The organism is Klebsiella sp. ME-303 (genome assembly GCF_007910085.1).
In the GTDB taxonomy this organism is placed as follows: Bacteria; Pseudomonadota; Gammaproteobacteria; order Enterobacterales; family Enterobacteriaceae; genus Klebsiella; species Klebsiella michiganensis.
This window is the reverse complement of the sequence record NZ_VOJB01000092.1, coordinates 18,170-40,728: the sequence shown is the minus strand read 5'-3', so window position 1 is coordinate 40,728 and position 22,559 is coordinate 18,170. Positions and strand designations below refer to the sequence as shown.

Genomic DNA, 22,559 nt, shown 5'->3' with positions numbered 1-22,559 from the left:
TTCTACCCGTTCTACGCCTTCCCGCCAAACCACTGATGATACCATCGCGGTAAAACTTGATCCCGTAAGCCATGGATTTGCCAGCTATCCGGAGAAAAAACCACCGTAATTTGCCCCTGATGCGGCGTGTCGAACCACTGATAACTCTGTTTTCGGTAGCGCTGAATCACTTTGGTTGATGGCATGCGCCACGCGTTATAGCGCGAAGCGGAAGCCAGCGCAGCTTCTCCGCCAACGCTACGCAGCAGGGCGATTCCCGACGAGGTATTACTGCCGTGGTGGGGGACCTGGATAAGTGTAGACGTAAGATGCTGCCAGTAGCGGCTAATCATCGCCCGTTCCGCAGGCGTTTCGATATCCCCGGTCAGCAGAATACTGTGTTTACCGTCATCAATACGCACCACGCACGAGCGATTATTCCCCTGCGCTGTCGCTCCAGGCAGCGGCCATAGCGCGCGAAAGGTTAAACCCCGCCACTGCCAGGTTTCTCCGCGCTGGCAGGCTAAATGACCCGCCCAGCCTAAAGGGCTTCGCACCCATATCCGGGGCCACGCCTTTAACACCGAATTTAGCCCGCCGCGGTGATCGAGATGCTCGTGGCTGAGAACGACGCCTTCAAGCTGCAAATGATGCCAGCGTAGCCAGGGAATAATGATCTGCTGACCGCTGTCTCCCTCGGGCCAGGCCAGGCCGGTATCATAGAGAAGCGCCGCGCCCTCGCGTTCAATCACCATTGCCAGCCCCTGCCCGACATCCAGCATGGTGACTCGCCATTCGTTAGCAGCCGTGCTCCGCCAGAAGGGCCAGCTCAATAGCCCGAGAAATGCTAAACAAAACGCGGGCAACGTGCGCCACGCATGAAAACGCCAGACGATTAACGCCAGCCACGGCAGCAAGCTTATCCCAAGCCAGCGCGCATCCAGCGCCAGCCAGCCGGGCGGTAGCTGTCGTAAGAACCAGAATAGCGCGGCCAGAACACGGTCCGCCGATTGCCAGACCGCCATCTCAATGATAAACGGCGCGCAGAGGTGTAAAAACATCGCGGTCAGAATTAGCGGGACAACGACAAAGGTCACCAGCGGCACGGCAATCAAGTTGGCCAGCACGGACGTCAGGCTGATGCCGTGAAAAAGTGCGATCTGTAGAGGAGCAAGTAAAAACATTAAACCGATCTGCAGATGACATAACGCGAGGCTTTGACGCAGTAGCCCGCTCCTTTTGCCGCCCGGCATCGGCGCCAGCTGATACCAGAAGATAAGCGCCGCAACGGCAAACGCGGAAAGCCAGAGGCTTTCGGACAACACCGCCAGCGGATCGGCAAACAGTATTGCGCCAATGCAGCAGACCCATAGCTGCCATGGCGACCAGCGTTTTCCGGATAGCCGCAGCGTGCAGCCGGCGGCCAGCGCGACGCAGGTGCGCAACGCGGGTGGCTGCATACCGGTCAGCCCGGCGTAAAAAATCGCGCTCGCCAGGCCAACGAGCAGCGGCGCCCGCCAGCCAAGCCAGCGGCACGGGAGAAAAAACTGCACACCTCTGAGCAGCAACCAGCCCAATGAAGCCCCTAGCGCGATATGTAAGCCAGAAATCGCCATCAGGTGCGATGTCCCGGTTTCCTGCATCAGGGTCTTTATCTCGCGCGGTATCGCCAGACGCTCCCCCATGCCTAACCCTAGCATCACCGATTGCCACGGCAACGCGTTCAGCGTTTGATTCAGCGAAGCAAGATAACGCGCTCGCAAACTACAGGTCCGCACCCGAACGTCAGCGGTGATAAAGCGTCCGGTTAACGGACGATGCTGCGACAATGCATGACGCTGGCTATCAAACCCGCCATCGTTGAGCTGTCCGTGTACCGGACGCGCGCGCAGCGTCATTGCCCAAACCTGACCTGCGCAGGGCGTTTCTGGCAGGTAGCTGCCGTAGAGGCTAATCCCTGGCGCAGGAAACAGCCGTCGCCCATCCAGACGGATAATCTTCCCCTGATGCGTTGTCTGCCCGTCCGTTGCGGTTAGCTCAACGTCAACCTGGCGATTCCTGTCCGTTAACCTCTCCGTCGGCCACAGTACCTCGCCTGCGCTGAGGGCTCCCCAGACAAAAAACAGCGTTATCAATGCCGCATATTGCGCAGGTCTGCGTCGACATTGCGCAATGAGTAGCGCCAGGGCCATGAGCCCCCAGATAACCCACCGCCCGGGCAGTACTGGCAGCCAGAGCAGCGGCAGAATACCGAGAATCACACAGCCGGCAAGTTGTGGTAAACGCATTAGCACCTCCCTGTCAGAGGGAGTGTTACGCTAAACGGGGAGAGTGTCGCCAGGCAAGGAAAGGAACTGCGCCGCGCCATCCGCAAAATCTACTGCGTTAACGCAACAGAACCCGCGTTTTGCGAGGTCACTTCAAAGAGAGATTTAAAGGCATAAAAAAAGCACCCGAAGGTGCTTTTTTAACGTTTAAGTATGTTGTCGCCGATCGGCGAAACTTACTCTTCGTAAATATTGGCGCGGTCGCGTAATTCTTTGCCCGGCTTAAAGTGGGGAACGTATTTACCTTCCAGTTCAACTTTATCGCCAGTCTTTGGGTTACGCCCGGTGCGGGGTGCTCGATAATGCAGAGAGAAGCTGCCGAAACCGCGGATTTCAATGCGCTCGCCTTGAGCAAGCGTTGAGGCCATATGCTCCAGCATTTCTTTAACAGCATCTTCCACTGCTTTCGCAGGAATGTGAGATTGCTGGCTGGCAAGTCTTTCTATCAATTCTGACTTGGTCATTATTCCTCCGGTTTCCTTCAAGGCAAAATTAGCTAACAGCTTAAACAAGGGCGGCCGTAGCCGCCCTTTGTGCTTGATTACAGGACGAATCCTGCAATCTGTCAAGTAAACTCGTCGTAATTCAGGTTGTTGTAACCCGAAAGACTAAGATTACTCGCCTTTAGCTGCTTTGAAAGCTTCAGCCATTGCGTTGTTGGAGAAGTTTGCATCTTCCTGTTTGTTAACAGTTGCGATTGCATCTTTCTCGTCAGCTTCGTCTTTCGCACGAACAGACAGGCTGATTGCGCGGTTTTTACGATCAACGCCGGTGAATTTAGCTTCAACGTCGTCGCCAACGCTCAGAACCAGAGTTGCATCTTCAACGCGGTCACGGGAAGCTTCAGAAGCGCGCAGGTAACCTTCAACGCCGTCAGCCAGCTCTACGGTTGCGCCTTTAGCGTCAACTGCAGTGACTTTACCGTTTACGATTGCGCCTTTCTTGTTCAGTGCAACCCAGTTGTTGAACGGATCTTCTGCGAGCTGTTTAACGCCCAGAGAGATACGCTCGCGCTCTGCGTCAACCTGCAGAACAACTGCTGCGATTTCGTCGCCTTTTTTGTATTCACGAACTGCTTCTTCGCCTGCAACGTTCCAGGAGATGTCAGACAGGTGAACCAGGCCATCGATGCCGCCGTCCAGGCCGATGAAGATACCGAAGTCAGTGATAGACTTGATTTTACCTTCAACACGGTCGCCCTTGTTGTGGGTTTCCGCGAACTGCTGCCATGGGTTGTTTTTGCACTGCTTCAGGCCCAGGGAGATACGGCGACGTTCTTCGTCGATATCCAGAACCATAACTTCCACTACATCGCCAACGTTAACAACTTTGGACGGGTGGATGTTTTTGTTGGTCCAGTCCATTTCGGAAACGTGAACCAGGCCTTCAACGCCTTCTTCGATTTCAACGAAGCAGCCGTAGTCGGTCAGGTTGGTCACGCGACCGGTCAGTTTGGTACCTTCCGGATAACGCTTAGCGATAGCTACCCACGGATCTTCGCCCAGCTGTTTCAGGCCAAGAGATACACGAGTACGTTCGCGGTCGAACTTCAGCACTTTAACAGTGATTTCGTCGCCAACGTTTACGATTTCGCTCGGATGCTTAACGCGTTTCCATGCCATATCGGTAATGTGCAGCAGGCCGTCAACGCCGCCCAGATCAACGAATGCACCGTAGTCAGTGAGGTTCTTAACGATACCTTTAACTTCCATGCCTTCCTGCAGGTTTTCCAGCAGCTGATCGCGCTCTGCGCTGTTTTCGGATTCGATAACGGCACGACGAGAAACAACAACGTTGTTACGTTTCTGGTCCAGCTTGATGACTTTGAATTCAAGCTCTTTGCCTTCCAGGTGCAGCGTATCGCGCACCGGACGAACGTCTACCAGGGAGCCCGGCAGGAACGCACGAATACCATTCAGCTCAACAGTGAAGCCACCTTTAACTTTGCCGTTGATAATACCGACTACAGTTTCAGCGTCTTCGTAAGCTTTTTCCAGCGTGATCCAAGCTTCGTGACGTTTAGCTTTCTCACGGGACAGCAGGGTTTCACCGAAGCCGTCTTCTACTGCATCCAGAGCAACGTCAACTTCGTCACCAACCTGGATTTCCAGCTCGCCCTGGGCGTTTTTGAACTGCTCTGCCGGAATGGCAGACTCAGATTTCAGACCGGCGTCAACCAGTACTACGTCTTTGTCGATAGCAACAACAACACCACGAACGATGGAACCCGGACGGGTTTCGATTGTTTTTAAGGATTCTTCAAATAGTTGAGCAAAAGATTCAGTCATGTTTAATCTTCAGGTTTCATATTTAACGTCCACCTGGCTCCATGCCGGATGGGGTTGTTTAACATACCCGCTAACACTCCATTGCTGCGGGGGTACTGCTATAATTCGGAGGCTGTTGTGCTTTATCGATAAGACGATTAAGCGGAAGCCAGTTTTTCGCGCGCATAGTGTAGCGCTTTTTCAATCACTTGCTCAATGTTTAGTTCTGTTGAATCAAGAACTAAAGCATCGGCAGCCGGGATCAGCGGCGCGACTGTACGATTGCGATCGCGATCGTCGCGCTCTTTTATCTCGGATAAAAGGCGATCAAAGTTAACACTAAAGCCCTTCTCCTGCAACTGAAGCATGCGGCGATGAGCACGTTCCTCCGCGGAGGCGTCAAGGAAAATTTTCACCTGCGCATCAGGGAATACGACGGTGCCCATATCGCGTCCGTCGGCGATCAGGCCTGGCAATTCGCGAAAGGCCCGCTGGCGGCGCAGCAACGCTTCACGCACGCGGGGAAAAGCCGCCACTTTAGAGGCCGTGTTGGCAACATCCTGAGTGCGAATCTCAGCGCTAACGTCCTCCCCCTCCAGCACCACTTCCAGGCTACCGTTAGTGGAGACAAAACGAACATCCAGGTGCGCAGCCAGCGGCACCAGCGCCTCTTCGGATTCAACATCCACATGATGATGTAGCGCAGCAAGAGCAAGCACGCGATAAATCGCCCCAGAGTCGAGCAGATGCCAGCCCAGCGTTTCTGCCATTGCCTTGCATAAGGTGCCTTTGCCCGCACCGCCAGGCCCATCAATGGTGATTACCGGAACTGTTGCCGTCATCTTTTTCTCCTTCAGCAAGGCGCATCAATATATAAACGCCGCGCATTATACGCATCTCTTCGACGGAAAGTGAGCATTGCTTGTAAATTACGGATAACAGGAAATCTCCTGTGGAAGAATTGTGCAATTATAGCGGGCTGACAGAGCAACAGCCCGGAAGATGATGCCGTTTTACCGTTAATCTGCGGCGATGCCAGCGCGAACGTACTGCGCCAGGGCTTGCCGATTTAACTCGCGGGCATAAAAAAACGCCGACACGATGGCCGGCGTTTTTACCTTAAACGCGCGTTATTCAGGCCAGCGTACTGATTCGCGCCAGCTGCTCGAAGTAGTCCGGGAACGTTTTCGCCGTACACTTCGGATCAAGGATGGTGACCGGCGTATCGGAAAGCGCCACCAGCGAGAAGCACATTGCCATACGGTGGTCGTTATAGGTGCCGATCTCAGCAAACTGGAGCTTCGCGGGCGGAGTAATGCGGATGTAATCCTCCCCCTCTTCCACCTCTGCCCCCACTTTACGCAGCTCCGTGGCCATCGCAAACAGACGATCGGTCTCTTTGACACGCCAGTTATAGATGTTGCGCAGCGTCGTGGTGCCCTTAGCGAACAGGGCCGCCGTGGCGATGGTCATCGCCGCATCCGGAATATGATTCATATCCATATCGATGGCGTTCAGTTCACCATGGGTGCAGGCAATGAAGTCATCGCCCCAGGTGATGGTTGCGCCCATTTTTTCCAGCACATCGGCAAAACGGATATCGCCCTGGACGCTGTTGCGGCCGATACCGGTGACTTTCACCGTTCCGCCCTTAATCGCGCCGGCGGCGAGGAAGTAGGATGCCGAGGAGGCATCGCCTTCAACCAGGTAGTCGCCCGGCGAGCGGTAGTGTTGATTGCCGCGTACGATAAAACGCTGGTAAGACTGATTTTCAACCTCAACGCCAAAGGTTTTCATCAGGTGTAGCGTAATATCAATATAAGGTTTGGAAACCAGATCGCCTTTAATCGCGATGACGGTATCCTGAGGCGCCAGCGGGGCGGTCATCAGGAGCGCGGTCAGAAACTGGCTGGAAACGCTGCCGTCCACTTCAACCTGGCCGCCGCTGAAACCGCCGCGCAGGCGCAGCGGCGGGTAGTTTTCCTGCTCCAGGTAATCAATCTGCGCCCCGCCCTGACGCAGCGCGTCAACCAGGTGGCCAATCGGCCGCTCTTTCATTCGCGGCTCGCCGGTCAGCACAATATCGTTACGGCCTAAACATAACGCCGCCGCCAGCGGACGCATCGCCGTTCCGGCATTACCGAGGAACAGTTCTAATGCTTCAGCCGCCTGCAGAGGGCCGCCGTTGCCGGTGACTTCACAGCGGGTACGATCGGAAGACAGGGTGTAATGAACTCCCAGCGCGCTCAGGGCATTCAGCATGTGGCGTACATCGTCGCTATCCAGCAGGTTGGTCAGCACCGTCGTGCCGCGGGCCAAAGCCGCCAGCAGCAAGGCACGGTTAGAGACACTCTTGGACCCGGGCAGGTTAATCGTGCCATCTACGCGTGCGATGGGTTGTAACGTCAGGGATTCCATTAAACTCAACTCTCAAACAAACAGAATAAAAACCCCGCAGACCGGCTGCGGGGATGAAAAAACGCGGCGGCGATTAACCGTGACGGCGTTCGAAGTCCTGCATAAAGTCGGTCAGCGCCTTCACGCCCGCCAGCGGCATGGCGTTATAAATGGAAGCACGCATGCCGCCCACGACGCGGTGGCCCTTCAGCGCATGCAAACCTGCGGCAAAGGACTCTTCGAGGAACAGTTTATCAAGCGCGCTGTCCGCCAGCTGGAACGGCACGTTCATGCGCGAGCGGTTCGCCGCAGCGACATCGTTGCGATAGAAACCGCTGTTATCGATGGTGCTATAAAGCAGGTCGGCTTTCTGCTGGTTGATTTTATCCATAGCGGCAACGCCGCCCTGCTCTTTCAGCCATTTAAACACCAGACCTGACAGGTACCAGGCAAACGTCGGCGGCGTGTTAAACATGGAGTCATTGGCGGACAGGATGGAGTAATCAAGAATCGACGGGCAGGCTACGCTGGCTTTACCCAGCAGATCTTCGCGCACAATAATCAGCGTCAGACCTGCGGGACCGATGTTTTTCTGCGCGCCCGCGTAGATCACGCCATAGCGGCTGACGTCAATTTCACGGGATAAAATCGTCGATGACAAATCCGCCGTGACGACCACATCGTCGCCAAAGTTTGGCGCTTCTTCAATGGCAATACCGTCAATGGTTTCGTTCGGGCAGTAGTGCAGATAGGCCGCGCCAGGGGTCAGCTGCCATTCGCTCATCGGCTTAACCGCGCGCAGGCCGTCAACGGTGATTTTGGCGTCGATCACGTTCGGCGTGCAGTATTTATGCGCTTCTTTTACCGCGCTGGCCGCCCAGTAGCCGGCATCGACGTAGTCGGCAACGGTTTTATCGCCAAGCAGGTTCAGCGGGATACCGGCAAACTGTCCGCGACCGCCGCCGTGGCAGAATAAAACTTTATAGTTGGAAGGAATATTGAGCAGGGAGCGAAAATCCTGTTCCGCTTCTTCAGCCACCTTAATGAACTCTTTACCACGGTGGCTGATTTCCATCACCGACGTCCCCAAACCGTTCCAGTCGCACAGTTCCTTTTGTGCCAGTTTGAGTACTTCCGCCGGCAGCATTGCCGGGCCTGAACTGAAGTTATAGACCTGAGCCATTTCCCCTCACCACTTGCTATGTTATTTACCCGCGAACCGTCGCGGGCATAAGTTATTCCTGTGGCTATCGGTTTTATCATTCAGTGACACGCACCGCAATGGCTAAAACTGAGCGTCGGGGAAATGCGGCCTCGCTCACACAAAAGAATCTGCCAGCTTGACGTCATAAAACCGACATAATTGCTGTCAGGTGACTCTTTTTGCCCGGCTGACCTTCGACCATTCTGCATTTGCGCAGCGAGGGCATAATTGTTTATCCCCGGCTCGTAGCGTAAGGATTGCGCTACAGCGAACGCAGGCATACTCGTCGTCCCGGGGTATCGTGGTAAAACGATCGGTAAAGCGGGAAGGAAGAATGGAGAGTCCGGCTTTAACATCGTCATCCTCATAGAAATAGAGGCTGATCTGCCCGTTGGTTTCCAGAATAGCCAGCCGCACCTGCCCCAGTTGCTCAACCCCGCTGATTCGCAGCTCCATAAAAAACTCAAATTCGGTCATGTTTTCCGCCTGCAGTTTCTCCCAGGCCAGCTCGCCGTTTTCCACAACAATAATCGGCTTACCCTCCAGCAGATCCTCCAGTTTTTCGCTATGCCCCATCAGCCACATAATCAATCGGTACAGCAGGGCCAGAGTGATAAAAACCGCCAGTACCGGCAGCATCGGAACGTCATCATAGAATGCGACGTCGCCCGCGGCCGAACCGAGGGTCAAAATGATGAGCACTTCGAACAGTGACATCTGACGAACGCCCCGCCGCCCGGTTATCTTGAGAAAAATAAATACCAGTACGAAGGTGTAGAGGCTCCGTAATGCCACCTCGGCCAGAAATTCCACGGGCACTTTATCCAGTGCCATACGATGCCAGTCAAATGTCTTCATGATTAACGCCTGAACAGTTATTGAGTGACATAAGCATAGCCAGACGATGGAGATAGCACCCGTCATCTAAAACCCGTATCATTGCGCGCTTTACGTACGATAAAAGTGACTGCCATGACTCAAACATTTATTCCCGGCAAAGATGCCGCCCTGGAAGATTCCATCGCTCGCTTCCAGCAGAAGTTGCACGACCTCGGATTCGATATTGAAGAGGCCTCATGGCTCAACCCGGTTCCGCACGTCTGGTCAGTGCATATCCGCGATAAAGAGTGCGCCCTGTGCTTCACCAACGGCAAAGGCGCCACCAAAAAAGCCGCGCTGGCCTCCGCGCTCGGAGAGTACTTTGAGCGTCTCTCGACCAACTATTTCTTTGCCGACTTCTGGCTGGGCGAGACTATCGCCAACGGTCCCTTCGTTCACTATCCGAATGAAAAATGGTTCCCGTTAACCGACGATGACGAAGTACCGGAAGGCCTGCTGGATACCCGCCTGCGCGCGTTCTACGATCCTGACGATCAGTTAACCGCCAGCATGCTGGTCGATCTGCAGTCAGGGAATGACGATCGCGGCGTCTGCGGTCTGCCGTTCACCCGCCAGTCTGATGGTGAAACGGTCTATATTCCGATGAATATTGTCGGCAACCTGTACGTTTCTAACGGGATGTCCGCGGGCAACACCCGCAACGAAGCCCGCGTTCAGGGCCTCTCAGAAGTGTTCGAACGGCATATTAAAAACCGCATTATCGCCGAAAGCATCAGCCTGCCGGAGATCCCGGCGGAGGTAATGGCACGCTATCCGGGCGTAGTCGAATCGATCAATAAGCTGGAGGCCGAAGGTTTCCCGATTTTCGCTTATGACGGTTCGCTCGGCGGCAAATATCCGGTTATCTGCGTCGTGCTGTTTAACCCGGCTAACGGCACCTGTTTCGCCTCTTTCGGCGCGCATCCCGATTTCGGCGTGGCGCTGGAACGTACCGTTACCGAACTGCTCCAGGGTCGCAGCCTGAAAGATCTCGACGTCTTCACGCCGCCAACCTTCGATGATGAAGAAGTCGCTGAACATGCGAACCTTGAAACGCACTTTATCGATTCCAGCGGCCTGATCTCCTGGGATATGTTTAAGCAGGATGCCGACTACCCGTTCGTGGACTGGAGCTTCTCCGGAACCACGGAGGAAGAGTTCGCCACCCTGATGGCTATCTTTAAACAAGAAGATAAAGAAGTTTACATCGCCGATTACGAACACCTGAGCGTCTACGCCTGCCGAATCATTGTCCCGGGCATGTCTGATATTTATCCGGCGGAAGACCTCTGGCTGGCGAATAACAGCATGGGCGCGCCTCTGCGGGAAACGATTCTTTCCCTGCCGGAAAGCGAGTGGGAAAAAGAAGATTATCTGGCGCTTATCGAACAAATGGATGATGAAGGCCTTGATGACTTCACCCGCGTGCGCGAACTGCTGGGTCTGGCGACCGGCAAAGACAACGGCTGGTATACGCTGCGCATTGGCGAGCTGAAAGCTATGCTCGCGCTGGCGGGCGGCGATCTCGAGCAGGCGCTAATCTGGACCGAGTGGACCATGGAGTTCAACGCCTCCATCTTTAGCGCCGAGCGCGCTAATTACTACCGCTGCCTGCAAACCCTGCTGCTGCTGAGCCAGGAAGAGGAGCGCCAGCCGCTGCAGTATCTGAACGCTTTTGTACGCATGTACGGCGCCGATGCCGTAGAAGCCGCCAGCGCCGCGCTGAGCGGAGAAGCGCCTTTCTACGGCCTGCAGGCAGTAGACAGCGACCTGCTCGCGTTCCCGGCTCATCAGTCGCTGCTGAAAGCCTACGAAAAGCTGCAGCGCGCAAAAGCAGCATTCTGGGGTAAATAAGCGCGCTTTACTGCCTGAATAACCCTATTATGGGGGCCGGCGAAGGCCCCCATTTTTATGTTTTCCGCAACCCCAAAGCCCGATTGTAGCCATAAAGTTAATTAGTGGTGAGAAATAATAAAATCCCACCGCAAATATTGTTAATTTTAATAAAAATACCCCATTTTAATTAACCGAAAAACGGGGGTAAAATGAAAATAATCAACATTATTTGTAAATTTTAAAATTTATTTTTTCATTAAAAAACAACAAATTAAGTCAACATTAAGGCAAATCCACACACTCAAAAGGCCTATAGTTCCGGTAGGATATGATCTACATCAAATTCCCTTCTATAATGCTTTGTTAGTATCTCACCGCCAACTTACATAAAGAGAGAGTTAGTGTGAAAGCTGACAACCCTTTTGATCTTTTACTCCCTGCTGCCATGGCGAAAGTCGCCGAAGAAGCGGGTGTCTATAAAGCGACAAAACATCCGATAAAGACGTTTTATCTGGCGATCACCGCAGGTGTCTTCATCTCTATCGCTTTTGTTTTCTATATTACCGCGACAACCGGCACAGCCGGGATGCCATTCGGGGTTGCCAAACTGATTGGAGGCATCTGCTTCTCACTAGGTTTGATTCTCTGCGTTATTTGCGGTGCCGACCTGTTTACCTCAACCGTTCTTATCGTTGTCGCGAAAGCCAGCGGAAGAATCACATGGGGTCAACTGGCGAAAAACTGGCTCAACGTCTATGTTGGTAACCTGATTGGTTGCTTACTCTTTGTATTGCTGATGTGGCTTTCAGGCGAATATATGACTGCCAACGGTCAATGGGGACTTAACGTTCTGCAAACCGCCGACCACAAAATGCACCATACTTTTGTTGAAGCCGTGTGCCTGGGTATCCTGGCAAACCTGATGGTCTGCCTTGCGGTATGGATGAGCTACTCCGGCCGCAGCCTGATGGATAAAGCCATGATTATGGTTTTACCGGTGGCAATGTTTGTTGCCAGCGGGTTTGAGCATAGTATCGCGAACATGTTTATGATCCCGCTGGGTATCGTTATCCGCGACTTTGCAAGCCCGGAATTCTGGACCGCTGTCGGTTCAACTCCGGAAAGTTTCTCTCACCTGACCGTCATGAACTTCATCACTGATAACCTGATTCCGGTAACTATCGGGAACATCATCGGCGGTGGTCTGCTGGTTGGGTTGACATACTGGGTCATTTACCTGCGTGGCGACGACCATCACTAAGGGTTGTTTCAGGCAGTAAATAAAAAATCCACTTAAGAAGGTAGGTGTTACATGTCCGAGCTTAATGAAAAGTTAGCCACAGCCTGGGAAGGTTTTGCGAAAGGTGACTGGCAGAACGAAGTCAACGTCCGCGACTTCATCCAGAAAAACTATACCCCGTACGAAGGTGACGAGTCCTTCCTGGCTGGCGCAACTGACGCGACCACCAAGCTGTGGGACACCGTAATGGAAGGCGTTAAACAGGAAAACCGCACTCACGCGCCTGTTGATTTTGATACTTCCCTTGCATCCACCATCACTTCTCATGACGCTGGCTACATCGAGAAAGGTCTCGAGAAAATCGTTGGTCTGCAGACTGAAGCTCCGCTGAAACGCGCGATTATCCCGTTCGGCGGCATCAAAATGGTAGAAGGTTCCTGCAAAGCGTACAATCGCGAACTGGACCCGATGCTGAAGAAAATCTTCACTGAATACCGCAAAACTCACAACCAGGGCGTGTTTGACGTTTACACCAAAGACATCCTGAACTGCCGTAAATCTGGCGTTCTGACCGGTCTGCCGGATGCCTATGGCCGTGGTCGTATCATCGGTGACTACCGTCGCGTTGCGCTGTACGGTATCGACTTCCTGATGAAAGACAAATACGCTCAGTTCGTCTCTCTGCAAGAGAAACTGGAAAACGGCGAAGATCTGGAAGGAACTATTCGTCTGCGCGAAGAAATCTCTGAACAGCACCGTGCGCTGGGTCAGATCAAAGAAATGGCGGCAAAATACGGCTGCGATATCTCTGGTCCGGCAACCACCGCTCAGGAAGCTATCCAGTGGACCTACTTCGGCTACCTGGCTGCCGTTAAATCTCAGAACGGCGCGGCAATGTCCTTCGGTCGTACCTCCAGCTTCCTGGATATCTTCATCGAACGTGACCTGAAAGCCGGTAAAATCACCGAGCAAGACGCACAGGAAATGATTGACCACCTGGTCATGAAACTGCGTATGGTTCGTTTCCTGCGTACCCCTGAATATGATGAACTGTTCTCTGGCGACCCGATTTGGGCAACCGAATCTATCGGCGGTATGGGCGTTGACGGCCGTACTCTGGTCACCAAAAACAGCTTCCGTTTTCTGAACACCCTGTACACCATGGGGCCGTCTCCGGAGCCGAACATCACCATTCTGTGGTCTGAAAAACTGCCGCTGAGCTTCAAAAAATACGCCGCGAAAGTGTCCATCGATACCTCTTCTCTGCAGTACGAGAACGATGACCTGATGCGTCCTGACTTCAACAACGATGACTACGCTATCGCTTGCTGCGTAAGCCCGATGGTTGTTGGTAAGCAAATGCAGTTCTTCGGCGCGCGTGCTAACCTGGCGAAAACCATGCTGTACGCAATCAACGGCGGCGTTGATGAAAAACTGAAAATGCAGGTTGGTCCTAAATCTGAACCGATCAAAGGCGACGTTCTGAACTTCGACGAAGTGATGGACCGCATGGATCACTTCATGGACTGGCTGGCTAAACAGTACGTCACTGCGCTGAACATCATCCACTACATGCACGACAAGTACAGCTACGAAGCTTCCCTGATGGCGCTGCACGACCGTGATGTTATCCGCACCATGGCATGTGGTATCGCAGGTCTGTCCGTTGCGGCTGACTCCCTGTCTGCAATCAAATATGCGAAAGTTAAACCGATTCGTGACGAAAACGGTCTGGCTGTCGACTTCGAAATCGAAGGCGAATACCCGCAGTTTGGTAACAACGACTCTCGCGTCGATGATATGGCCGTTGACCTGGTTGAACGTTTCATGAAGAAAATTCAGAAACTGCACACCTACCGCAACGCTATCCCGACTCAGTCCGTTCTGACCATCACCTCTAACGTTGTGTATGGTAAGAAAACCGGTAACACCCCTGACGGTCGTCGCGCTGGCGCTCCGTTCGGACCAGGTGCTAACCCGATGCACGGCCGTGACCAGAAAGGTGCTGTTGCCTCTCTGACCTCCGTTGCGAAACTGCCGTTTGCTTACGCGAAAGATGGTATTTCTTACACCTTCTCTATCGTGCCGAACGCGCTGGGTAAAGACGACGAAGTTCGTAAAACTAACCTCGCCGGCCTGATGGATGGTTACTTCCACCACGAAGCGTCCATCGAAGGCGGTCAGCATCTGAACGTCAACGTTATGAACCGCGAAATGCTGCTCGACGCGATGGAAAACCCGGAAAAATATCCGCAGCTGACCATCCGCGTATCCGGCTACGCAGTACGTTTTAACTCCCTGACGAAAGAGCAGCAGCAGGACGTTATTACTCGTACCTTCACTCAGACCATGTAATGGTATTGACTGAAATCGTACAGTAAAAAGCGTACAATAAAGGCTCCACGCAAGTGGGGCCTTTTTAGCAATATCATCCTGCCCCAGCCTCTTTTGTCTGCTGTCTATACTTTATGGATAACAGCCAAAACAGACTCGACATAGCCTTTGAGCTGTGCATCTACATAGGCCCCGGATGGGCCAAATTCGGAGATATCACCGCAATGTCAACAATTGGTCGCATTCACTCCTTTGAATCCTGTGGCACCGTCGATGGCCCGGGGATCCGCTTTATCACCTTCTTCCAGGGCTGCCTGATGCGCTGCCTCTATTGCCACAACCGCGATACCTGGGATACCCACGGCGGCAAAGAGATTACCGTTGAAGAGCTGATGAAAGAGGTGGTGACCTATCGCCACTTTATGAACGCTTCCGGCGGCGGCGTGACGGCATCCGGCGGCGAGGCTATCCTGCAGGCCGAATTTGTTCGCGACTGGTTCCGCGCCTGTAAGAAAGAAGGTATTCATACCTGTCTCGATACCAACGGCTTTGTGCGCCGCTACGACCCGGTTATTGATGAACTGCTGGAAGTCACCGATCTGGTGATGCTCGATCTCAAGCAAATGAATGATGAAATTCACCAGAATCTGGTAGGCGTCTCTAACCATCGGACGCTGGAGTTTGCCCGTTACCTGTCAAACAAAAACATCAACGTCTGGATCCGCTACGTTGTGGTTCCGGGCTGGTCCGACGATGATGATTCCGCGCATCGCCTGGGTGAGTTTACTCGTGACATGGGCAACGTTGAGAAAATCGAACTGCTGCCGTACCACGAGCTGGGCAAGCACAAATGGGTAGCCATGGGCGAAGAGTACAAGCTGGACGGCGTCCATCCGCCAAAGAAAGAGACCATGGAACGCGTGAAGGGCATTCTGGAACAGTACGGTCATAAGGTGATGTACTAAAATCCCCACCCGGTAGAGATTGCGCTACCGGGTGTTTCCCCAACAAAATCAGCGTCAGGACATAAAATATTCCGACAGCTTATTCGCCACGCTCTCAATCGAGAAAATGCGCTTCTGATGCGCTTTTCGGTATTCCGCATAGCGTTCATCCTGCTCTTCCAGCGCGCTGAGGATCCGGTCGGCCACCATCATTGCGCCGGCGATTTCCGCAAACCCCGACTCCCCTTCCCCCTGTAAAGCTACCGCCGCCTGAAGATTCCAGTCAGATAAACGGGCCAGCGGCGCAAACGTCCCGCGGGTCAGCGATAAAATTTTAACGCCCTGCTGCTTTGCCAGCGACAGGGCCTGCATCATATCCGCCGATGCCTGTTCGCTGTGAACGACGATGATGCCGGTTTTTTGACTGTCAGCCAGCAGCGGCATCGCCGCCGGATAGGAGCGATCGATAAAGCTGGCCGCCTTACCCATATTGATTAAATTCATCTGCAGGAACAACGCCACCGGCACCGCCGTGCCCACGGCATAAATAGCAATGCTGTTCAGGGTGTTAAGCCAGTCGGCCGCGGCTTTCAGCTCCTGGTTATCGACAATGGCATTACTGTCGCGAATGCTCGCCAGCACCGGCGCAATCTCTTCGCTCTCGTTGATACCGTGGTCTTCCGAGCGCGCGGCGCCCTGCTCCATCGCCAGCGCGGTTCTGAAATCCGAGAAACCTTTAAAACCAAAGGCCCGACAAAAACGGGTGATACTCCCCTCACTGGTATCAATGGAGTCGGCCAGTTCTGAAATCGTGTGACGCATCACAAAGTCAGGATTTTCCGTAATAAAACGGCCAACTTTCTCCAGTATCGGGCTTAGCCCTGAAGCTCCGTTTCTTATGCTTATCAACAAGTTATTGTCTATCTGGCTCATGTTTTGCCTTATTTGCTCAAAATGCAAACACAGTCACATCTTTCGTCCTGCCGCAAAGATAATAATTATTATCTCATACAAATAAATAAAAATAATTATTTTTACAAACAGGAGAACATCGAATGAAAGGTCTCATAGTCTGTCGTACCGGTATGGGCAGCTCCTTAATGCTCAAAATCAAAGCACAAAAAATCATCGACAAGCACGGCTGGAATATCGAGCTGGAGCACGACGTCCTCTCAGGGTTACGCACCTGGCGAGATATTGATTTTGTCATCACTATGCGCGATCTCACCGACGAAGTCGAAGCCGCCGGATTCAGAGCGGTCGGCATCACCGACCTGATGAACAGTGAAGAGATGGAGTCTGCGCTCACCGACATCGTTCAAAGCAACTAACCTCTCCCGGAGGCAATATGGATTTCCTCAGATTTATTGTATTCGACATTCTGGGCGTAACCCCACTTTTAGTTGGCTTTATTGCATTAATCGGCCTGTTAATCCAACGCAAGCCGATTGAAAAAGTCCTTTCCGGCACCTTCAAAACCATCGTCGGCTTTCTGGTTTTTGCCGGCGGCGCCGGTCTGGCAGTCACTTCCCTGGGTAACTTTCAGACCTTATTCAGCGATGGCTTTGGCCTGAAGGGCGTCATGCCGCTGGCAGAAGCGCTAACCGGACTGGCGCAAACCAAATTCGCCATGTGCGTGTCGCTGATCATGGTGATTGGTTTTGGCTGGAACCTGTTTTTTGCCCGCGTGACGCCGTTTAAATATATCTTTCTTACCGGGCAACATAATCTTTATCTCTCCGCGCTGCTTACCGTAACGCTGAAAGCGCTGGGCTACAGCGACATGACGACCATCATTGTCGGCTCCGTGCTGCTGGGTCTCGCCGCCTGCCTCTATCCGGCCATTGCGCAACCGTGGATGCGAAAAATTACCGGTAATGATGAGATCGCGATGGGGCACTACGTCACCCTGGCCTACGCCGCCTCCGGCTGGATTGGCGCAAAGGTCGGCGATCCGAAACAATCCACCGAAAAGCTGAATCTTCCCGGCTGGCTGGGGATCTTTAAAGATTACATCGTCTCGGTGTCGATCTCGGTGAGCATCTTCTACTACATCGCCGCGCTCGCTGCCGGAAAAGCCGCGGTCACCGCAGCGGCAGGCGGGATGCACTGGCTGGTTTACCCGCTCTTTCAGTCTCTGACCTTTACCGCTTCGCTGTACATCATCATTACCGGCGTACGCCTGCTGCTGTCAGAAATTGTTCCGGCCTTCCTCGGCATCTCGGAGAAGTTTATTCCTAACGCCAAACCCGCGCTCGACTGCCCGGTGGTCTTCCCCTACGCCCCGACCGCCACGGTGCTGGGGTTTATCTCTTCGTTTGTCGGCGGGCTGGTGGTGATGGGCTTTCTGGCGATCCTTGGCCAAACCGTGATTATCCCGGTAGCCATTCCCTACTTCTTCATTGGCGCGACCGCAGCGGTATTTGGTAATGCCTCCGGCGGCTGGAAAGGCGCGATTGCCGGAAGCTTTATCACCGGGATCCTGATCGGCATCGGCCCGGCGCTGATTTACCCGATTATGGAATCCGTCGGTCTTTCAGGCACCAGCTTCCCGGAAACCGACTTCGTCGCTCTGGGTCTGGTCGTGTACTACATCGGTAAAATGCTGCCCTAAGAAGGAATGAACATGAACATTGATGAACTGAAATCCCACGCGCTTGCCGCCCGCCGCGAGATCGTCACCATGATTTACGAGTCCGGAATTGGCCATCCGGGCGGGGCGCTGTCAATAATCGACGTGCTTACCTGGCTCTATTACCAGGAAGTCGATCTGGCCGCCTCCCCCCGCTCGCGCGTGGTGATGAGTAAAGGCCACGCCGTCGCCGCGCAGTACGCCATGCTGTATCAACAAGGCAAGATCGAGCGCAGCGAGTTCAATACGTTCCGACAGATCAACTCGCGCCTGCAGGGGCACCCGAGCATTAAGTCGCTGCCGGAAGTCGATGCGACAACCGGACTGCTGGGTCAGGGGCTGTCGATTGCTTTTGGTATGGCGGCCGCCAAAAAGCGGCGCAACGATCCGCACCGGGTATTTGCCATCGTTGGCGATGGCGAAATGCATGAAGGCCAAATCTGGGAAACCTTACAGCAGGCCGGGCATATGAAAATGGATAATCTGGTCGCCATCATCGATTACAACGGCTTCTCTTCCCACGATCCGGTCAATGACGTCGTTAATCTCGAGCCGCTGGCGGACAAAATCCGCAGCTTTGGCTGGCATGTACTGGAACTGCACAACGGCAATGATATGCATCAGGTTGCCGATACCCTGATGCTATCCCGTCACCTGAAAGGTAAACCTGTCGCCATCGTGGCGCGCACCACCAAAGGTTCCGGCGTCAGCTATATGGAAAACAACGGCGACTGGCACTCAAAAACCCCGAGCAAAGAACAATTTCAGCAGGCGATGGAGGAGTTACAGTGATGAAAGCACCCCGTGATGAGATCGGGCATGCCCTGATTGCGCTAAAAGAAAAGGGCTATCCCGTTGTTGTTATCGACAGCGATTTAGCCAGCTCTACCCGTACCGACCAGTTTCAGGCCGTCTATCCGGAGGCCTTTTTCGAAATGGGCATTGCGGAAGGTTCCGCCATGAGCTTCGCGGCCGGCCAGGCGCTGGAAGGCTTTATGCCCTTCTATGTTAACTTTGCGATGTTCGTCACCGGCACCGCCTGGACCCAGCTGCGGCAGGCGTGCTATGCCAAAGCCAACATCAAACTCGTCGGTAGCCACCCCGGTATGGATGATGGCCCGGACGGCGCTTCACACCATGCGCTGGAGGATTTAGCGCTGACCCGCGTCCTTCCGGGGTTAACCGTCCTGACCCCGGCAGATGCGGAAGAAATCGCCGAGGCCTTCGAGCAGGCGGCAAAAATAAAGGGACCCGTTTATATTCGCGTGGCGCGCGAGCCGATGCCGGTTCGCGACAAAAGCGTCGTTCCGCGGGTCAGCGATATCGCCGCCATCGCCGACAGCGGCGCGGATTTTGCGATTCTGTTTGAAGGAACGGTACTGGAACAGGCTACCGACGGCTATGAAAAGCTGCTCGCCAGCGGCAAAAAGGGCAAGCTTATTCACGTTGCAACCGTCAAACCCTTCAACCAGCAGGCATTTTATCGGCTGGTCGAAGGCTGCCCGCTTATCGCTACGCTTGAAAATCACACCGTCAACGGCGGCCTCGGCGGCCTGATCGCGGAAACCCTGGCGCAAAAGGCACATCCGGCGCGCCTTACGCGTCTGGGAACGCAGGACACATTTACCGAATCGGGTAATAGCAGGCAGCTAAAAGCGAAATATGGCATCTCGGGAGACGCGCTGTTTAACGCGCTACGCTAACCACCAGGCGAGCCGATCAGTTGGCGGTCGGCTCGCGCGTAAAGGGAACGTTTATGGAAGAGAGGCTATTTTCCGCCTGTCAGTTCACCAGCGACTGCCTGAGCTGGCGCAGCGCCGTTCATCTCGCCTGCCGCCCGCTTGAGGAGCAGGGAAAAATCACCGGGGGCTATGCCAGGGCTATTATCAGCGCCACGGAGCAGGATGGCCCCTGGTATATATTGAGCCCGGCGTTTGCGCTACCGCACGCGCGTCCGGAAGCCGGCGTGCTGAGCAGAAACAGCGCGCTTTCGCTGCTTTGCTGTAGCGAGGCCGTTGATTTTCCGGAGCATCCCGGCATTCGGCTGATAGTCGTACTGGCGGCGGCCGATAGTGAACAGCATATCCAGACCATCCAGCGGTTAGTCTGCTGGCTGGATGAGGGGGAGAGACTTCAGCGATACAGCATGGTGCAAAACCGGGCACAGTTTATTGCGCTTCTTGCGTCGCATTAATCCATAGCCAGGGACATGCCCTGGCTATGTTCTGAAAAATCAGGCGTGCGCCACCGGCGTAGGATGGTGCCCCGCTTTGCGCAGCAGCGTCAGCAGGTAGATGAATGACACGCTGGCAATCATGATAAACAACAGATTGTCAGAGAAGTTCTGCATCAGCATGGCGGTCAGCGTCGGCCCAAGCAGGCTGCCCACGGTATAGCTCATTAACAGCGCCTGGTTCATCGCCACCAGCTGATGACGCTCAACTTTTTCGCAGGCCCAGGCCATAGCCACCGGATAGAGCGTGAAGCCGGAAGCGCCCAGCACGAACAGCGCGGGCGCCATTGCGGCCTGGCTTAACATCGCCAGACAGCCGAGAATCACCACAAATACCTGAACGCGCAGGACCAGCAGACGGCCGTAGCGATCGGCGAGCCGGCCAATCGGCCACTGCCCCACGATACCTGCGCTCACCATCACCGCCATCCAGAAGCCGATGCCGGAATCGCTAACGCCCTGGTGGTTGAGCCACAGCGGCATCAGGCCATACAGCGAACCGAGCACAATGCCGGAAATAATGCAGCCGTTGACGCCATGGCGGGCCTGACGCAGCCTTAACATTGGCCAGATACGCGCCGGTTCGTGCGGCTCATCGGCCTGAGTCGCCACGCGAGCAAACAGCAGCGGCAGAATGGCCGCCAGCGCCAGCGCCGTCACCCACGGCAGAACGCTCATCAGATCCGTCGGCAGCTTGCTGACCATTAACTGGCCCAGCACCGTGCCGACGTAATAAATCATCATATACGCCGCCAGCAGGCGACCCCGGCTCCGCGAAGTGCCGCTACAGACCAGCGCGCTCTCCACCACCACCCAAATCATCGCGCAGCCGACGCCGGCGATAAAGCGCCAGCTGAACCAGCTCCAGAAGCCCAGCGTAATACCAAGACCCACGCAGCCCACGGCAAAAATAACCGATGCCAGGTAATAGCTGCGGTTAAAGCCCAGACGCTTAATTACCCATCCGGCAAGCAATGTTCCCACCAGATTACCGGTAAAATAGGACGAGCCCACCATCCCGACCTGCCAGGTCGGCATATTTTCATGGGCGAGCCAAAGCGGGACGAGCGTATTTAAAACAGCTATCGCCAGGGTCAACAAAAGCAGGCCACAGAGCAGCATTTGCACTGGCCGGGTGTAGATGGTCATGGATATAAACCGTGATGGAGTTCAGATTTCGTGCGCATCATGCCACTGCTGCAAACATTGTCAATCCGCCTGAAATCAGGCGTGACGCGGTTTGCGGGGGAACGATAGAAGTTTTTTATCCAGCGGATCGACAACAGAATAGTTATTTATATTATTCCATTGTTTTTATTAATTTATTGGAAAATAGCGGTGGGAATATCGGTAGAAATATTTCATGAATCGACCGCACTTTTTATCGCGCCAGAATAAGGGTTTCTGGCGCGATAAAGGGCGATTAGCTGGCGATTGCCATTCCAACGGTCATATGCAGGCCGTAGAAGACGCCGCGGCCGATCGTCTCGCCGATCAGCACCAGCACAAAAGCCAGCCCCAGCATCGGCAGCGCAGGCTGGTAGCCTTTGAGCTGGGGAGCAATCCAGCAGATCAGCGCCAACGCCAGCGCAACCAGGCGCCACGCCATCAGCGAGCCGTAGGCCGGCACCAGCGCCGAGGCCTGCTGAATAGAGCTATGGATTGTCGCCAGCTCGCTGCCTTGCATCAGCACCACGATGGCGCTAATCACCAGCGCCAGCAGGGTCACCGCCGGCAGCAGGCGCATCGCCCAGCCGTTGACATCGGCAACGCGCAGCAGCAGATATCCCAGCAGCGGACCGCCGATAAACATCGTCAGGAAGAAGCTAAGCGGCGTCCAGACCGTATACCAGGTGGGTACCGTATCAATAGTGTTATAGACGCGGACCATCATCCAGACGAAGATAATCCCCAGCACCATGGTAATGACCAGCCAGAGATGACGCAGCCCCGCCGGTAGCTTATTGACCACCGCCAGCAGCCAGCCAATGCCGCCGACGGCGAAGAAAAGCGCCCCGCTGGCGATTTCGTTACTGAGCGACGAGGCGCCTACGCGATTGAGCGAGTTAAACGCGCGCATAGGCGACCCAAGATGCAGGGTTGAGGCAATAAAGCCCACGCCCATCAGCACCCACAGGCCAAACATGCTCCACACGACGCGCTGCTGCTGTTCACGCGATAAGTCGCCTTTCATTAGCGCCAGAGCCAGCACAATGAAGCCGCCCACCACGCACTGACCAAAGACCGTGAAAATAATCAGCGGCCATTCATGCCATCCACTCCCCAT

Annotated in this window: 19 protein-coding genes; 9 read left to right on the top strand and 10 right to left on the bottom strand. The window is 54.4% G+C overall.

Annotated elements, in window-relative coordinates:
- Window positions 1-11 precede the first annotated feature (11 nt).
- From FQK12_RS21095 to FQK12_RS21065, 7 genes are all read right to left on the bottom strand, one after another.
- A complete protein-coding gene (locus tag FQK12_RS21095) occupies window positions 12-2,267 on the bottom strand; it encodes a ComEC family protein (RefSeq protein WP_041165276.1) in 2,256 nt (751 codons plus the stop codon).
- A gap of 215 nt (window positions 2,268-2,482) precedes the next feature.
- Window positions 2,483-2,770 carry an integration host factor subunit beta gene (gene ihfB, locus FQK12_RS21090; protein WP_004100704.1) on the bottom strand — a complete coding sequence of 96 codons (288 nt, stop codon included), beginning with the start codon at window positions 2,768-2,770 and terminating at the stop codon, window positions 2,483-2,485.
- 150 nt (window positions 2,771-2,920) lie between these two features.
- Window positions 2,921-4,594 (bottom strand): 30S ribosomal protein S1, encoded by a 1,674-nt coding sequence (rpsA, locus tag FQK12_RS21085; RefSeq protein ID WP_004100702.1) that lies wholly within the window; start codon window positions 4,592-4,594, stop codon window positions 2,921-2,923.
- A gap of 137 nt (window positions 4,595-4,731) precedes the next feature.
- Window positions 4,732-5,415 carry a (d)CMP kinase gene (cmk, locus tag FQK12_RS21080; protein ID WP_004849475.1) on the bottom strand — a complete coding sequence of 228 codons (684 nt, stop codon included), beginning with the start codon at window positions 5,413-5,415 and terminating at the stop codon, window positions 4,732-4,734.
- Between the two features lie 292 nt (window positions 5,416-5,707).
- Window positions 5,708-6,991: a 3-phosphoshikimate 1-carboxyvinyltransferase gene (gene aroA / locus FQK12_RS21075; protein WP_014228640.1), complete on the bottom strand. Its 1,284-nt coding sequence runs from the start codon at window positions 6,989-6,991 to the stop codon at window positions 5,708-5,710.
- Between the two features lie 73 nt (window positions 6,992-7,064).
- Window positions 7,065-8,153: a 3-phosphoserine/phosphohydroxythreonine transaminase gene (gene serC, locus FQK12_RS21070; protein ID WP_004849472.1), complete on the bottom strand. Its 1,089-nt coding sequence runs from the start codon at window positions 8,151-8,153 to the stop codon at window positions 7,065-7,067.
- A 186-nt stretch (window positions 8,154-8,339) separates the two neighbouring features.
- Window positions 8,340-9,032, bottom strand: coding sequence for a DUF421 domain-containing protein (locus FQK12_RS21065; protein ID WP_014228639.1), 693 nt, complete (start codon window positions 9,030-9,032; stop codon window positions 8,340-8,342).
- Between the two features lie 114 nt (window positions 9,033-9,146).
- Here FQK12_RS21065 and ycaO point away from each other — a divergent pair, with 114 nt between their 5' ends.
- From ycaO to pflA, 4 genes are all read left to right on the top strand, one after another.
- Window positions 9,147-10,907, top strand: coding sequence for a 30S ribosomal protein S12 methylthiotransferase accessory factor YcaO (gene ycaO / locus FQK12_RS21060; RefSeq protein WP_014228638.1), 1,761 nt, complete (start codon window positions 9,147-9,149; stop codon window positions 10,905-10,907).
- Window positions 10,908-11,292: 385 nt separating this feature from the next.
- Entirely contained in the window at window positions 11,293-12,150 is an 858-nt protein-coding gene (gene focA, locus FQK12_RS21055; protein ID WP_004849465.1) for a formate transporter FocA, read from the top strand.
- Window positions 12,151-12,201: 51 nt separating this feature from the next.
- On the top strand, window positions 12,202-14,484 hold the full coding sequence (gene pflB / locus FQK12_RS21050; protein WP_014228637.1) for a formate C-acetyltransferase: 2,283 nt from the start codon (window positions 12,202-12,204) through the stop codon (window positions 14,482-14,484).
- Window positions 14,485-14,687: 203 nt separating this feature from the next.
- Window positions 14,688-15,428 carry a pyruvate formate lyase 1-activating protein gene (gene pflA, locus FQK12_RS21045; protein ID WP_004871674.1) on the top strand — a complete coding sequence of 247 codons (741 nt, stop codon included), beginning with the start codon at window positions 14,688-14,690 and terminating at the stop codon, window positions 15,426-15,428.
- A 54-nt stretch (window positions 15,429-15,482) separates the two neighbouring features.
- On the opposite strand, the gene FQK12_RS21040 is transcribed toward pflA, so the two are convergent.
- Window positions 15,483-16,340 carry a MurR/RpiR family transcriptional regulator gene (locus FQK12_RS21040; RefSeq protein ID WP_014837957.1) on the bottom strand — a complete coding sequence of 286 codons (858 nt, stop codon included), beginning with the start codon at window positions 16,338-16,340 and terminating at the stop codon, window positions 15,483-15,485.
- A 122-nt stretch (window positions 16,341-16,462) separates the two neighbouring features.
- On the opposite strand from FQK12_RS21040, the gene FQK12_RS21035 reads away from it, so the two are divergent.
- Genes FQK12_RS21035 through FQK12_RS21015 form a run of 5 tightly spaced genes read left to right on the top strand, consistent with a single transcriptional unit; the run spans window position 16,463 to window position 20,233 of the window.
- Window positions 16,463-16,738, top strand: coding sequence for a PTS sugar transporter subunit IIB (locus FQK12_RS21035; RefSeq protein ID WP_014228635.1), 276 nt, complete (start codon window positions 16,463-16,465; stop codon window positions 16,736-16,738).
- A gap of 17 nt (window positions 16,739-16,755) precedes the next feature.
- Window positions 16,756-18,021: a PTS ascorbate transporter subunit IIC gene (locus tag FQK12_RS21030; protein ID WP_014228634.1), complete on the top strand. Its 1,266-nt coding sequence runs from the start codon at window positions 16,756-16,758 to the stop codon at window positions 18,019-18,021.
- Window positions 18,022-18,033: 12 nt separating this feature from the next.
- Window positions 18,034-18,831 (top strand): transketolase, encoded by a 798-nt coding sequence (locus FQK12_RS21025; RefSeq protein ID WP_014228633.1) that lies wholly within the window; start codon window positions 18,034-18,036, stop codon window positions 18,829-18,831.
- Window positions 18,831-19,742 carry a transketolase family protein gene (locus FQK12_RS21020; RefSeq protein WP_014228632.1) on the top strand — a complete coding sequence of 304 codons (912 nt, stop codon included), beginning with the start codon at window positions 18,831-18,833 and terminating at the stop codon, window positions 19,740-19,742. The genes FQK12_RS21025 and FQK12_RS21020 overlap by 1 nt, the downstream gene beginning before the upstream one ends.
- Before the next feature lie 53 nt (window positions 19,743-19,795).
- Window positions 19,796-20,233: a PTS sugar transporter subunit IIA gene (locus tag FQK12_RS21015; protein WP_014228631.1), complete on the top strand. Its 438-nt coding sequence runs from the start codon at window positions 19,796-19,798 to the stop codon at window positions 20,231-20,233.
- 39 nt (window positions 20,234-20,272) lie between these two features.
- On the opposite strand, the gene FQK12_RS21010 is transcribed toward FQK12_RS21015, so the two are convergent.
- Together FQK12_RS21010 and FQK12_RS21005 are read right to left on the bottom strand one after the other, a co-directional pair.
- Window positions 20,273-21,421, bottom strand: a complete 1,149-nt coding sequence (locus tag FQK12_RS21010) for an MFS transporter (protein ID WP_009653261.1) — start codon at window positions 21,419-21,421, stop codon at window positions 20,273-20,275.
- A 274-nt stretch (window positions 21,422-21,695) separates the two neighbouring features.
- Window positions 21,696-22,559, bottom strand: a complete 864-nt coding sequence (locus tag FQK12_RS21005; protein ID WP_014228630.1) for a dimethyl sulfoxide reductase anchor subunit family protein — start codon at window positions 22,557-22,559, stop codon at window positions 21,696-21,698.

Coding starts and splice junctions, on each gene's coding strand:
- serC (WP_004849472.1), bottom strand. CDS start 8,153: ATGGCTCAGGTCTATAACTTCAGTTCAGGCCCGGCAATGCTGCCGGCG.
- FQK12_RS21010 (WP_009653261.1), bottom strand. CDS start 21,421: ATGACCATCTACACCCGGCCAGTGCAAATGCTGCTCTGTGGCCTGCTT.
- FQK12_RS21035 (WP_014228635.1), top strand. CDS start 16,463: ATGAAAGGTCTCATAGTCTGTCGTACCGGTATGGGCAGCTCCTTAATG.
- ycaO (WP_014228638.1), top strand. CDS start 9,147: ATGACTCAAACATTTATTCCCGGCAAAGATGCCGCCCTGGAAGATTCC.
- FQK12_RS21030 (WP_014228634.1), top strand. CDS start 16,756: ATGGATTTCCTCAGATTTATTGTATTCGACATTCTGGGCGTAACCCCA.
- rpsA (WP_004100702.1), bottom strand. CDS start 4,594: ATGACTGAATCTTTTGCTCAACTATTTGAAGAATCCTTAAAAACAATC.
- FQK12_RS21005 (WP_014228630.1), bottom strand. CDS start 22,559: ATGGGGAGTGGATGGCATGAATGGCCGCTGATTATTTTCACGGTCTTT.
- FQK12_RS21065 (WP_014228639.1), bottom strand. CDS start 9,032: ATGAAGACATTTGACTGGCATCGTATGGCACTGGATAAAGTGCCCGTG.
- cmk (WP_004849475.1), bottom strand. CDS start 5,415: ATGACGGCAACAGTTCCGGTAATCACCATTGATGGGCCTGGCGGTGCG.
- FQK12_RS21095 (WP_041165276.1), bottom strand. CDS start 2,267: ATGCGTTTACCACAACTTGCCGGCTGTGTGATTCTCGGTATTCTGCCG.
- pflA (WP_004871674.1), top strand. CDS start 14,688: ATGTCAACAATTGGTCGCATTCACTCCTTTGAATCCTGTGGCACCGTC.
- FQK12_RS21025 (WP_014228633.1), top strand. CDS start 18,034: ATGAACATTGATGAACTGAAATCCCACGCGCTTGCCGCCCGCCGCGAG.
- FQK12_RS21020 (WP_014228632.1), top strand. CDS start 18,831: ATGAAAGCACCCCGTGATGAGATCGGGCATGCCCTGATTGCGCTAAAA.
- aroA (WP_014228640.1), bottom strand. CDS start 6,991: ATGGAATCCCTGACGTTACAACCCATCGCACGCGTAGATGGCACGATT.
- ihfB (WP_004100704.1), bottom strand. CDS start 2,770: ATGACCAAGTCAGAATTGATAGAAAGACTTGCCAGCCAGCAATCTCAC.
- FQK12_RS21040 (WP_014837957.1), bottom strand. CDS start 16,340: ATGAGCCAGATAGACAATAACTTGTTGATAAGCATAAGAAACGGAGCT.
- pflB (WP_014228637.1), top strand. CDS start 12,202: ATGTCCGAGCTTAATGAAAAGTTAGCCACAGCCTGGGAAGGTTTTGCG.
- FQK12_RS21015 (WP_014228631.1), top strand. CDS start 19,796: ATGGAAGAGAGGCTATTTTCCGCCTGTCAGTTCACCAGCGACTGCCTG.